This is a genomic window from Patescibacteria group bacterium, assembly GCA_020148045.1.
Classification (GTDB): domain Bacteria; phylum Patescibacteriota; class Minisyncoccia; order Minisyncoccales; family GWA2-38-27; genus JAHCRG01.
Genome location: JAHCRG010000017.1, coordinates 1 through 13347, shown reverse-complemented (window position 1 = coordinate 13347; position 13347 = coordinate 1). Strand labels below are relative to the sequence as shown.

At 36.6% G+C, this 13347-nt stretch carries 13 protein-coding genes and 1 tRNA gene; 13 read left to right on the top strand and 1 reads right to left on the bottom strand.

Annotated elements, in window-relative coordinates; genetic code table 11:
* Window positions 1-5 precede the first annotated feature (5 nt).
* From KJA13_03620 to KJA13_03595, 6 genes are all read left to right on the top strand, one after another.
* Window positions 6-77: transfer RNA gene (locus KJA13_03620), tRNA-Arg, on the top strand.
* Window positions 78-378: 301 nt separating this feature from the next.
* Window positions 379-651, top strand: coding sequence for a hypothetical protein (locus KJA13_03615; GenBank protein MBZ9578088.1), 273 nt, complete (start codon window positions 379-381; stop codon window positions 649-651).
* A 27-nt stretch (window positions 652-678) separates the two neighbouring features.
* The gene (locus tag KJA13_03610) at window positions 679-1131 is read left to right on the top strand and encodes an MgtC/SapB family protein (GenBank protein MBZ9578087.1); all 453 of its coding nucleotides are present in this window, start codon (window positions 679-681) and stop codon (window positions 1129-1131) included.
* Window positions 1132-1164: 33 nt separating this feature from the next.
* Entirely contained in the window at window positions 1165-2277 is a 1113-nt protein-coding gene (locus KJA13_03605) for an amino acid permease (protein MBZ9578086.1), read from the top strand.
* Between the two features lie 122 nt (window positions 2278-2399).
* Window positions 2400-2732: a hypothetical protein gene (locus KJA13_03600; protein ID MBZ9578085.1), complete on the top strand. Its 333-nt coding sequence runs from the start codon at window positions 2400-2402 to the stop codon at window positions 2730-2732.
* An 8-nt stretch (window positions 2733-2740) separates the two neighbouring features.
* Window positions 2741-3040: a hypothetical protein gene (locus tag KJA13_03595; GenBank protein ID MBZ9578084.1), complete on the top strand. Its 300-nt coding sequence runs from the start codon at window positions 2741-2743 to the stop codon at window positions 3038-3040.
* Between the two features lie 64 nt (window positions 3041-3104).
* Here the strand turns inward: KJA13_03595 and KJA13_03590 are convergent, their stop codons facing one another.
* Window positions 3105-3320, bottom strand: a complete 216-nt coding sequence (locus KJA13_03590; protein MBZ9578083.1) for a hypothetical protein — start codon at window positions 3318-3320, stop codon at window positions 3105-3107.
* 211 nt (window positions 3321-3531) lie between these two features.
* Between KJA13_03590 and KJA13_03585 the strand changes: the two genes are divergently transcribed.
* From KJA13_03585 to KJA13_03555, 7 genes are all read left to right on the top strand, one after another.
* Window positions 3532-4812, top strand: a complete 1281-nt coding sequence (locus tag KJA13_03585; GenBank protein MBZ9578082.1) for a DNA helicase UvrD — start codon at window positions 3532-3534, stop codon at window positions 4810-4812.
* Between the two features lie 2 nt (window positions 4813-4814).
* Window positions 4815-5177: a hypothetical protein gene (locus KJA13_03580; GenBank protein MBZ9578081.1), complete on the top strand. Its 363-nt coding sequence runs from the start codon at window positions 4815-4817 to the stop codon at window positions 5175-5177.
* Window positions 5178-5179: 2 nt separating this feature from the next.
* Complete coding sequence (locus KJA13_03575; protein MBZ9578080.1) at window positions 5180-6163, top strand: magnesium transporter; 984 nt, start codon at window positions 5180-5182, stop codon at window positions 6161-6163.
* A 33-nt stretch (window positions 6164-6196) separates the two neighbouring features.
* A complete protein-coding gene (locus tag KJA13_03570) occupies window positions 6197-6568 on the top strand; it encodes a pilus assembly PilX N-terminal domain-containing protein (GenBank protein ID MBZ9578079.1) in 372 nt (123 codons plus the stop codon).
* 32 nt (window positions 6569-6600) lie between these two features.
* Entirely contained in the window at window positions 6601-8577 is a 1977-nt protein-coding gene (ligA, locus tag KJA13_03565) for an NAD-dependent DNA ligase LigA (protein MBZ9578078.1), read from the top strand.
* An 18-nt stretch (window positions 8578-8595) separates the two neighbouring features.
* On the top strand, window positions 8596-9678 hold the full coding sequence (locus tag KJA13_03560; GenBank protein MBZ9578077.1) for a rod shape-determining protein RodA: 1083 nt from the start codon (window positions 8596-8598) through the stop codon (window positions 9676-9678).
* 311 nt (window positions 9679-9989) lie between these two features.
* The coding region (locus KJA13_03555) for a hypothetical protein (GenBank protein ID MBZ9578076.1) at window positions 9990-13347 on the top strand (3358 nt) is incomplete at its 3' end.

Here is a 13347-nt window from a genome sequence, read left to right as displayed (position 1 = left end):
AATTTGCCCTTGTAGTTCAACGGATAGAACAAGACATTCCTAACGTCTAGATGGAAGTTCGATTCTTCCCAAGGGCACTTTTATTTTGTTGATAAGGTGTGGATAATTTGGTGATAAAAAAGGCTTGACAGTCTCTCTTGGTTTATTAATATTGGAAGTGAGGGGGTGCGGGATAAAATTCCTTAAGGACACCAGATTTAATGAAGGAGGTTTAACGGATATCCCTGGCTAGGTCCAAACCCAGCTTTGAAGAATAGGCCAAGTTTGTTGGATCGGTCCCCCTCACTAAAGATGGGAATTATTGAATTCCCATTTTTAGTTTGCTACAATGAAAGAAAGGTCGAGAGATTTATTGTTTAAATAATTAAATTGTAAAATATGCCAGAAGATCTTCCTAAAGAAGAGGGGAAATTAATTGGAAAGGTTGCCCATTATTTTTCAAAAATTGGGGTAGCGGTTATTGAATTATCAGGCAAGCTTTCAGTAGGGGATACTGTTCGGATTGTTGGAGGAGAAGCTACTGATTTTGAGCAAGCTGTTGATTCAATGGAGATGGAGCACGAAAAAATAAAAGGGGCAAAAGCCGGTGATGCGGTTGGAATAAAAGTTAAAGAAAAAGTAAGAGAAGGATACAAGGTGTATAAAGTTTAAATTTCTAATTTCTAATTTCTAATTTTTATGGATATTGATATCCAACTTATTTTTCAGTTAACTCTGGCTGTTGTTTTGGGTGGTATAATTGGTCTGGAAAGAGAGTATAAAGGGAAAGAAGCAGGGCTTCAAACTTATAGTTTAGTTACTCTAGGCTCCTGTCTTTTTACCATAATTGGTTTTGAGTTTTTTAATTTTTTTAGCGGGCAAGCAGGTATTAACTTTGACCCTTCCAGATTGATTTTAGCAGTAGCTACTGGAATTGGTTTTATTGGGGCTGGAGTTATTATCCACAGGCAGTTTCGAGTAGAGGGGATAACCACTGCTGCTGGTCTTTGGTGTTCTGCTGCTATTGGCGTAGCTATTGGTGCTGGACTTTATTTTTTAGCCCTTTTGACATTTTTCTTAGCTACGGTTGTTCTAATTGGTTTTGGCGAGCTTGAAAGAAAAATTTTTAAGAAAGATTTAACGCGGAAGTAATGCGGAAGTCAGACTTCCGCACTCTATACTTTTATGCTTTTCCTTAGAGCTTTCTCTGTTTTTCTTGGGACAGTAATAGGAGTAGGGATATTTGGTTTACCTTTTGTGGCCTTTAAGGCCGGTTTTTTTGTTGTAGTTTCCTATTTTTTATTTATGGCTTTAGTTGCTATTTTTATTAACTTTCTTTACGGTGAGGTGGTTTTAGGCAGCAAAAAAATGCGTCGTTTGCCAGGATATGTAGGAGAATATCTCGGGGAAAAATGGAAGAGAATTACTTTTCTTGTTATTACAGTTGGTCTAATGGGGGCTCTTCTTGCTTATTTGATTATCGGAGGTCAATTTTTGAATTTCTTTTTGGGTCCTTATTTGGGAGGTAATTCAACCTTGTATACCCTTCTATTTTTTGGGCTCGGTGCTTACTTAGTTTTTCGGGGTATAAAAAGTATTTCTGGGATTGAGCTGTCTTTACTTTTTGTTCTTTTTATTATCCTTACCATCTTTTTTATAAAAGCATTCCCTTCTATTAATATCAGTTATTTCAAAACCTTAAATCCAAAATTTTTATTTTTCCCCTACGGAGTAATTCTTTTTTCTCTTTGGGGTTCGGCTGTGATTCCAGAAATTAAGGAGATGTTGGCTGGTTCAAGAATCCATTTAAGAAGAGTGATATTTTGGGGAACTGTTGTAGCTGTCGTTATTTATCTTTTTTTTATTGTTATAGTTCTGGGTGCTTCAGGGCCTGTCACATCTGAGGAAGCAATTTCAGGATTAGAGCAGACATTAGGAGATAAGATTATAAAATTAGGTTTTATCTTTGGGGTGATTACTTGTTTCACTTCTTTTCTTACTCTGGCTTTAACCTTAAAAAAAGTATTTTGGTATGATTTTGGCATCCCCAAAAATTTTGCCTGGTTTTTAACCTGTTTTTTGCCTTTGTTTCTTTTTCTCTTAGGGATTAGAGAATTTATTGAAGTAATTAGTTTTACTGGGGCAATAGCTCTTGGAGTTGAAGGAATGATTATTGTTCTTTTGTATCGGGAATTTTTGAAAAAAAAGTTTTCTCAAAAAATGAACCCTGTTTTTTATTTATTGGTAGGGATTTTTGTTTTAGGAATTATCTTTGAAATGGTTTATTTTATGTGCTAAAATGGAAGTAGATTAGGTAATTATAATAAAATGATTATATTATTAGATATTATAACTGTTGTTTGTTTTGTTGCTTTTTTGTTTTGGTATCTTTTTACTAATATTTTACCAAACTTTTAATAATGGCAAAGAAAGCTTTTGAAGAAGAACTATATCAAAGAATCTCTATCAATGACCTAATTCTTTTTAGTATTTATTCAGTAATGGCGAAGAAAGAAAAGTGTGCCTTTGAGAGATTAGTTAAGGAATGCTTTATTCTTTTTCCTAAGGTATTTTCTTTTTCAAGAATTTCAAAATGGCCAGATTCTCGCAAACTTGACAGACCCTTGAGGACTTTAAGGAAAAGAAGATTGATTACTGGCGACCCAAAGAGCTTTTTTTCTTTAACTAAACTTGGTAGGAAGACAGCTGAAGAAACTGCTAAAACCTTTAGGCAAAGGAAATTAAAACTATAATTTATATTATGTACACATCAATTCTCATTGCTGGTTTCGGTGGAGGAGCTTTAAGAGGATTAGTTGGTTTTATTAAACACCAGTTTTCCTACAAAAATGTTAAATTCCAACTCCCTTATTTTTTATTTATGATGTTTCTGTCGGGAGTTGTTGGTCTTCTCGTCGCCATAGCTGTAAAAGAAACCGGGATTACCTTTTTAGGTTTGGATTACCTTAGTCCAGCTTTAGCTTTTATTATTGCTTATGCGGGTGGGGATTTTTTGGAAAATCTTTATAAAATCATTATTAAAAAATCTTCATTATACTAAAATAACTAAGATAATCAAAAATCCCGTTAGAAACGGGATTTTTGATTAGAAAATAGAGCTTACTTTAAACCTCTGAACCTTCTTCGGGAGCTTTCGGAGTTTCTCCTTCTGCTGGAGCTTCAGGAGTTTCTTCTGGGGCTTCTTCCTGTGCAATTGGAGCTTCCGGAGTTTCTCCTTCTGCTGGAGCTTCAGGAGTTTCTTCTCCTCCTTCTGCTGGAGCTTCAGGAGTCTCAGGCTCTTCTTGAGCAGTAAAAGTAGGATATAATTTGTCGTTAATCATGGACTTTTTTTTTACTTTATTTACTTTACTCTGTTAAACAGTTGCAAAGCAAATTTAACAGGGTTTATTTTTTATTTTCTTCCGACCTTTTGCCTTCCATTCACTATATTTTCTATTATAAGAATTCAGAAAGTTCTGTCAAGGGTTTTTGGGGATAATTTGGGTATATTTTAAATTTATCAAAAAAATGATAAAATGAAATAATAAATCTATGAGGTTTATAGCTGACTTTCATATTCACTCTAAATATTCCCGAGCGACTAGCAAAAACATAGATTTGGAGAATTTGGATAAATGGGCAAAACTCAAGGGAATAAAAGTTTTAGGAACAGGAGATTTTACTCATCCAGAATGGCTAAAAAACTTAAAAGAAAAACTTAAACCAGCAGAACCCGGCCTTTATCAACTAAAAAACAATCCATCAACGGAACCTAACCTAGTTGAGGGAAGTGACGCTGAAACTCGTTTTGTTTTGACTTCAGAGATCAGTTGTATTTACTCCAAAAATGGTAGGGTTAGAAAAATTCATATTATAGTTTTCTCTCCTTCTTTTGAAATTTGTGAAAAAATTAATACTCACTTGGGTTGGATTGGTAATTTAAAGGCTGATGGAAGACCAATTTTAGGATTAGATGCCAAAGAGTTAGTAAAAATTGTTTTAGGCATCTCCCAAAATTGCTTTATTGTCTTATCACATGCCTGGACTCCATGGTTTAGTATATTTGGTTCCCGTTCTGGCTTTGATTCTCTTGAAGAATGTTTTGAAGATTATACAAAATATATTTATGCTATAGAGACCGGGCTCTCCAGCGATCCTCCGATGAACTGGCGGTTATCTGCATTAGACAAGATTACTTTGATTTCAAATAGTGACGCGCATTCGTGCCAAAAGCTTGGTCGGGAAGCAAATGTTTTTGACACAGAGCTTTCTTATCCTGCAATTATTGAGGCGATAAAAGCAAAAGACCCAGCTAAATTTCTTTATACAATTGAGTTTTTTCCTCAAGAAGGAAAATATCATTATGACGGCCATCGGGCTTGTGAGCTGAGATTGTCTCCCCAGGAATCAAAAAAATACAATAATATTTGTCCAAATTGCGGCAGACCTTTAACGCTTGGAGTTTTAAATAGGGTAGAAGAATTAGCGGACAGGCCAAGCGGCTTCAAGCCAGAAAGAGCAATTCCTTTTAGAAGTTTAATTCCTTTAGAAGAAATAATCGCTGATGCTTTAGGGCGAACAGTGGGCACAAAGCAGGTTGGTTTAGAATATCAAAATTTAATAAAAAAATTTGGAAATGAGTTTGAAATTTTGTTAAACACCCCTTACCCAAATTTGGAAGCTGTCACTCTTCCAGAAATTGCCGAAGGCATAATAAGGGTCAGGCAAGGAAATGTTCAGATAGAGCCGGGTTACGATGGGGTTTTTGGAAAAATCAGGATTTTTTCTCAAGAAGAACAAAGAGAGATATCTAAACAGGCAACCCTTTTTTGAATATGATAAAAGAGTATCACTTCGGTTCAATAACTATTAATGGCAAAACCTATGATTATGATGTTGAAGTTCGTTGGACGGGCGAGGTTTTATCTTGGTGGCGAGAAGAAAGCCATCTAATTGATGTTGGAGATGTTAAAAGAGCAGTGGAGCAGGGTCCCGAGACAATCATAATTGGAACCGGAGAAAGCGGAGTAGCAAAGGTTACTGAAGGTGCCCAGAATTTTATAAAAGAAAAAGGAATTGAGTTGATAGTTGATAAAACCGGAGAAGCAACTAAGACCTTCAATATAATCAAAGAAGAATCCAAAGAGGAGGAAGGAGAACAAAAAAAAGTAATTGGTCTTTTTCACCTAACCTGTTAAATATGGATAACAAAAAATTTCCATTAGAATCGGCCGGGAGGAAAATGATTGAAGCCGTTCCTCTTACTTATCCTGGGAAACGGATTTTAGATGTTGAAAAAATGCTCTTTAAAAAAATGAAGGATTTGGAAACCATCAATTATATTTATGTTATTAATAAAGAAAAAAAACTGCTGGGAGTATTTTCTATAAAAGAAATTTTTCGAAGGTCCGGAGAGGTAAAAGTGGAAGAAGTGATGAGAAAAGAAGTTGTTAAAGTAAGACCCTATACTGACCAGGAAAGAGTAGCAATTTTGGCTCTTAGAAACAACCTTAAATCTATCCCGGTGGTAGATAAAGAGGACAAATTTTTAGGAGCTGTTCCTTCAGATATTATTTTAGATATTTTGCATTCAGAAAATGTTGAGGACTTTCTAAAGTCAACCGGTATTCATAGCCCTTTTAAAAAAATCTTTAAGGGCTCTCCTCTATTTTTAGCTAAAATTAGAATCCCCTGGTTAATTTTAGGTCTTTTTGGGGGAATTTTCGCTGCCCAAATTATTAATTTTTTTGAAACTCCATTAAAAGCTCATTTTATTTTGGCAGCTTTTATTCCCTTAATTCTTTATATTGCTAGTGCTGTTGGCGCCCAGACCGAGACCTTATTCATTAGAAACTTAGTTTTAGATAGCCAATTGGAGATTAAAAAATATCTTTTAAGAGAAATTAAAACAGCTTTTCTAATGGCTTTAATTTTAGGTGGATTGCTTTTTCTCTTATCTATTTTTTGGTTTAATTCTCCTTATCTCATTGGAATTATTTTAGGAGTTTCTTTATTTTTTACTGTTTTGGCAGCAATTTTAATTGGGATTTTTGTTCCCTGGTTTTTGCAAAGATTTAAAAAAGATCCAGCTATTGGGACTGGACCTTTCGCCACAATTTTTCGTGATATTTTAAGTTTAGTAATTTATTTTTTGATTACTTTCTTTTTACTGAAATTTTTTTAGTCGCTAAATTACAAAATAAAATCATAAAATAATATGTCTAAATTTTCACAAAGAGGTGTTTCTCTCTATTTAGCCATTATAATAATGGTTATCCTTTTAACCATTGTTTTAAGTGTAGCTACAATTTTAGTAGGGCAGCTAAGGATGATAAAAGAAATGGAAAATTCAGTAATTGCTTTTTATGCAGCTGATACTGGAATTGAAGAAGTATTAAGAGTAATAATCCATGATGTCGGTACTCCTAATCCTCGTTATCCCCTAACCGGACAGACTTCTGTTGGCGACGCTTCTTACTATGTTCGAGTGTTTTTATCTGGGGAGTCTGATTGCAATGCTTCTCTTTATTGTATTAAGTCAGTTGGAACTTATAAAGAGACGAGAAGGGCAATTGAGGTTGAAATATAACGTTTCTAATTTCCAATTTCTATTATTTACAAATGACAAAAAAAGAAGCAAAAAAACGTATTGAAAAACTCAAAAAAGTTATAAACTACCACCGCTATCTTTATCACGTTCTTGACCGTCAAGAAATTTCTGACTCAGCTCTTGATTCTTTGAAAAAAGAGCTTTTTAATTTAGAGCAAGAATTCCCAGAATTTATTACCCCGGATTCTCCAACCCAAAGAGTAGGGGGGAAACCATTAGAGAAATTTGAAAAAGTAAGACATCCCAAGCCAATGCTTTCTTTTAACGATGCTTTTTCTGAAAAAGATATTGAAAATTGGTTAGAAAGAATTTCAAAGCTTTTGGCAAGAAGAGAAATGTCAGAGATAGATTTTTATTGTGAGTTAAAAATTGATGGATTGGCAATTGAATTAATATATCAAAATGAAATTTTGAAAACCGGCTCAACTAGAGGAGATGGAATTATTGGAGAGGATATTACCCAAAACTTAAAAACCATTGAAGCCATCCCTTTACGTTTGCGAAAAAACGTTAAAAAATCAGTTGTTGTTCGGGGAGAAGTTTTTATCCCTAAAAAAGAATTTGAAAAATTCAAGACAGTTTATGCCAATCCCCGGAACTTAGCCGCCGGTTCGGTTCGTCAGCTTAACCCTAAAATTACTGCTTCTCGTCACTTGGATTCTTTTGCTTATGATTTGATTACAAATTTTGGCGAAACGACTCATCAGGAAAAACACAAAATTTTAAAGACCCTCGGTTTTAAAACTAATCCCTATAATAAATATTGCCGCAACTTATCAGAGGTTTTTAAATTCCATAAAGAAATCCAAAAGATAAGAAAAAAAATTCCTTACGAAATAGACGGACTAGTTGTTATTGTTGATTCAAACAAAATTTTTGAAAAGTTAGGAGTAGTTGGCAAAGCGCCGAGAGGAGCAATTGCTTTTAAATTTCCCGGCAAACAAGCTACTACTATTGTTGAAGATATCAAGGTTCAAGTCGGCAGGACCGGTGCTTTGACACCAGTTGCCTATCTAAAACCAGTTCAGATTGGAGGGGTAACAATTTCCCGTGCAACTTTACATAATGAAGATGAAATAAAACGATTAGGAGTGAAGATTGGAGACACAGTTATTGTCGGTAGGGCAGGGGATGTTATCCCAGATATTATAAAGGTTCTTCCAGAATTAAGAACCGGCAAAGAAAAAGAATTTAAAATGCCCAAGCGCTGCCCTGTTTGTGAAGGTAAGATAATAAGGCCAGAAGGAGAGGCAGTTTCTCGCTGCTTAAGCCCAAATTGTTTTGCCCAAAAAAGAGAATACTTTTGTCATTTTATTTCTAAAGGAGCTTTTGATATTGAGGGACTGGGTTCAAAAATTATCAACCAACTTATAGAAGAAGGTTTAGTTTCTGACCCGGCTGACCTTTTTGAATTAAAAGAAGGCGACCTTTTGTCTTTAGAGAGATTTGCTGAGAAATCAGCCGAGAATTTAATTAAAGCTGTCCAAAACAGAAAAGAAATTACTCTCCCAAGATTTATTTATGCTTTAGGGATTAGAAATGTTGGAGAAGAAACCGCTTTGGATTTAGCAGAACATTTTGAAGGTTTAGAAAAACTCCAAAAAGCCAGTTCGGAAGAATTAGAAAATATAAAAGATATTGGACCAGTGGTAGCAAAATCAATTTATGGTTGGTTTAGACAAAAGAAAAATATAGAATTTTTGAGAAAATTAGAAAAGGTAGGAATTATAATCAAAAAACAAAGAACAAAGAACAGAGAGCAAAAATTGAAAAACCTAAACTTCGTGCTTACAGGAAGTTTAGGTAGTATGACTCGAGATGAGGCAAAAGATAGAATTAGGCAATTGGGCGGAGATATTTCTGAATCAGTATCAAAGGAAACAGATTATGTAATTGTTGGTTCAGAACCTGGTTCAAAATATGATAAAGCTAAAAAACTAGGGATAAAAACAATAGATGAACAAGAGTTTCTAAAGATGATAAAATAATTATTAATTTCTAAGTATATGATTCAGCATTTCAAAAAACTAGATTGGTTGCTTATAATTTCAGTGCTTTTGCTCGTTGGGATTGGCCTGCTTTCGATTTATAGTATTTCTTTAGGCAAGGGAGATTTTTTAAACTTTAAGAAACAAATAATTTTTTTAGGAATAGGGTTTATTTTAATGCTTTTTTTAAGTTCTTTTGATTGGAGAGCACTCCGGGAAAACCCTTATTTTATTTTAGTGCTTTATTTTCTTTGTCTTATATTTTTACTTGGGCTCTTTTTTTTCGCCCCCGAGATCCGGGGAGTAAAAAGTTGGTATAAATTAGGTGCTATTTCATTCGATCCGATAGGGTTAACCGTCCTTATTTTAATCATTTTATTAGCTAAATTCTTCTCAATGAGGAATATTGAGATGTATCGATTATCTCATATTTTTTTATCAGGTTTGTATGTTATATTTCCTTTTATTTTAATTTCTTACCAGCCAAATTTAGGTTCTGCTTTGATTTTGGTTGCTTTATGGTTCGGAATTTTGGTTATTTCTGGGATTAAACTAAGGCATTTTTTAATTTTAGTTCTTTGCGGCCTCTTATTATTAACCTTAAGTTGGTCATTTCTTTTGAAAGAGTATCAAAAAGAAAGAATTATAAGTTTTTTAGCGCCTCAGATTGAGCCCCTGGGAATGAGTTGGAGTCAAACTCAGGCAAAAATTGCTATAGGTTCTGGAGGAATTTTTGGTCAGGGCATAGGCAAGGGTTCTCAGACCCAATATGGCTTTTTATCCGAGCCCCATACTGACTTTATTTTCGCTGCTATTTCAGAAGAATTTGGCTTAATAGGGGTGGCGGTTCTTCTTCTTTTGTTTACGATTTTAATTTGGCGGATTATGAAAATTGCTATTTCGGCCCAGTCAAATTTTCCTCGGCTCTTTGCTTCGGGTTTTACGATTGTTTTAATCTCTCAGATTTTTATTCATATTGGCATGAATCTTGGGATTTTACCTGTCATTGGAATTCCCTTACCTTTGGTTAGCTATGGAGGAAGTAGCTTAATCGCAATTTTTATTGGATTGGGCATATTACAGAGCATAAAGAGTCATTAATAACTGAGAATTAAGAATTCTTTTGCCATATCGGACAGAAACAGCCCCCTTGTAGGGGCTTTTTTATATAGAAAAGGGGCTATTTGCTATCCGATAGTTATTCACAGTTTTTCTCTTGACAGGCATTTTGAGGTCAGCGATAATATAGTAATAACTATAGATATTATATATAATAATATATTATATATATCTATCTATAAAATAAAGAAGACCCCTTGAAAATTGAACCCCAAGTCTGCGCAAAATCCTAAGGTAATTTTTTTAGGGTCTTCTTTTCTTATTTTAATTATACAGACATATTTGTCAATACCATGACTAGTGGAAAAGACAATTACATATCCCTTCAAGAAGCAACAAAGTACTGCGAGCACTCACAGGAGTATTTGAGTTTGCGAGCGCGTCAGGGAAAATTAAAAGCAGTAAAAATTGGAAGAAACTGGGTGACAAAAAAAGAATGGTTGGAAAAGTATTTAAATAGGGTTGTAGAATACAACAATAATTTAAAAACTAAGAAAACTAAGAAAGTCATAACAGCAAAGAAGGTTAAGGTTAAAAAGGTTGAGAAAGAAGTTTTAGTTCCGAGAAATCTTCCAATTGGTGAATTTCAACTTGCAGAGGTCCGACCTCTGCATTTTCGGGTTCGGGAGATGATTCAGGAGATTGCTGGAAGGGCAGTTCGTTCTCCTGCTTTTCGTTTTGGATTTGCTTGGGCAATGGTTTTCGTTTTGATAATTGCTGGTGGAGTTTTTGGCAGAGCTTCTTTAGAAGAAGTGATGGATGAGGTGGGAGAAGTAGGAGAAATAGGAAAGAAGATTGTTGAAGAAAGTTTTTCTGTTATCCACAAGGATATAGAAATTGGGCTCTCTAAAATAGAATCCAAAATATCTAAAGATGAAATTTATTCAGCAGCAGTTTACGAAACAGTAGATACTTTCAAAGAATATGGCCGATGGCTTGATAAGGGTTTTAAAAACCAAATCTCAAAAATTAAAAAAGCACCTCCTGTTGTAACGGCTGGAAAGGCGTTCAACTTTGTTTGGCAAAACACTAGAAAGGGATATATTGCTACCAACAATTTTGTTGAAGAGAATTTTTCAGTTGTCAGAAATAAGATTTCCCAATTTGGAGAGAAAATTGTTAGCGGTATTCGTCAGCTTGCCAAAGCTATTGCTTCTGCTTTCCCCCGGACAACAAGATTTGTTTTCCAATTATTCAGAGCAGGTTGGCAAAGGATTAGACAGGAATATATTGCTGTCAATAATTATATTGAAGAAAAGATTTCTCGGGGACGGGAAGGGGTAAAGGGATTGGCTGACTGGGTTTTTGATGGTTTAAGATTTATCGTTCGACCCTGGAGGATACTTCCGCCCAAGAAGATTGTTATTGACCATACAAAAGAAATAGAATCCCTTCGAGAAGAACTTGAGAAATTGAAAGAAGAAGGGCCTATAGGTCTTGCTGGTCCTCCAGGACCAGTTGGTTCTCCAGGACCAATTGGTCTCATGGGTCTAACTGGCCTTACTGGTTCTCGGGGAAGCAGAGGTAATCGGGGCCCTGAAGGTCCTCCTGGAAGCACTGGGAGCACTGGGAGCTTTGCCGCCGGCGGTGATATAAATGCTGGAGCAATCGCCGCCATTACAACCACTACCCCTCAGTTAAAAGTAGGTTATGATAATTCAAATTACTCTGCCTTCTCTATAGATGCCAGTGGTGACTTAACCTTAACTGTCACAGGTGGAGATATATCATTAGGCTCAGCTAATCTGACAACTACAGGAACCTCAACGGCTGCCTATTTTTACGGAGACGGCTCTAATCTGACGGGAATCGGGGCTGGTGGCGGCGCCTTTGCCACCTCCACCGACCTTATCTATCCTCAGGACACCGGGTATGACTTTGTCGTCGGCAGCAATGCCACATCTACGGCTCCCTTCTGGGTGGAAGTCCCTTCAGGAAACGCAACGATTACAGGCAACCTAACTGCAGCCAGCTCCACTTTGTCGGGAAATCTTGATGTCACAGGCACAGGGACATTTGGAGATTTAGTTGTTGATACAAACACTCTCGTAGTTAATGCTATTGGCTATGAAGGCAACGTTGGCATCGGGACGACGGGACCAGGGGCGAAGTTAGATATCGATTACGATGAAATTGCTACTGCTGCCGGTTCTTATTATGGCTTCAGGTCTGACACTGATTCAACCGGCATATTCACAGCTGGCACTGCCAATGTTTATGGTCTATATGGGGATGTCACATCTTCTGGGGTCTCAACTGGTGGAACTGTTAATACTTATGGCGGTTACTTTACTGCTACGGGTGAAGACACTGGTGCAGCTACAACAAATGCTTATGGTTTATATGTTAATGGTGCTACTGGTGCAGACAACAACTATTCGGCTGTTTTTATGAATGGCAATGTCGGCATTGGGACGGCGAGTCCAAGTAGCACATTACATGTAATAGGCGACTTAACGGTTTCAGCTACTTCAACTTTAGCCACAATAGACGCTGGTGTTTGGCAAGGCGATACAGTAGCTGTTGGATTTGGAGGCACAGGCCAAACCTCATATACTGATGGACAACTGTTAATAGGCAATACTACTGGCAATACTTTAACCAAAGCAACCCTGACTCAGGGAACAGGAATAACTATCACCAACGGCAGTGGTTCTGTTACCATTGCTAATGCCAGTCCTAATGTAGACCAGAACCTCTGGGAAACAATATCAAGCGACGGCGGCAGTACCACTGCCGACACTACCACTGATACCTTAACCATAGCTGGTTCAGGCATTGCCTCCACGGCAATTAGCCCGGGCTCTGACACTTTAACTATTACGGCCACTGAAGCTGATAACCTGGCCAGCGTTACTGGCCGAGGAGCAACAACAGCTGATGCCGTAACAGTAGGAAACTTTACCTCGGGAGCAGATGGAGCTGACGGCAAAGTCATTCTTTATTCAGAACAGGGAGGGACTGATTATACTGTTAGTTTAAATCCTAACAGTGCTATGACTTCTAATGCTGACTTCTATTTGCCTGCTGACGAACCTGCCGGGACATATCTTTTAAATATGACCACTGGCGGAGTAATCGACTATGACACCAGCAGTTATATCACCGGCAATCAAACTATAACCTTATCTGGAGATGTCACTGGCTCTGGGGCGACAGCTATAACTACTGCAATCGGTGCTGACAAAATAACAGAAGCGATGCTTAAAGAAGTGGACGGCACTCCGGCTGATGAAGATATTTTAACCTACGAAACTACAACTGGTGATTTCCAATGGCATACTCCATCAGAGCTTATCACTGCAGGCACTCTTATTAGTTGGACAGGGACTACCTTAAATGTAGATAATAACTTACATAATTATTCTTGGGCGAATGTAGTGGATGCTGACATTCCAGACGCAATTACCGTAACTGGCTATATGCAGGACGAGGACATTAATACTTTTAGCGAATTAGATGCTTGGGTTACTGATAAAGCATTAGTTAATAAAGCAGATGGAGCAGTATGGTTAGGAGTTCACGATTTTGGCGGGGCTACTTCATTTGAACTACCTCAATCTGATACTCCTACAACTGATGCTACAGGCGAGATAGCTTTGGATACTACTATTACTGGCCATCAACCATTATGGCAATACTATGATGGTG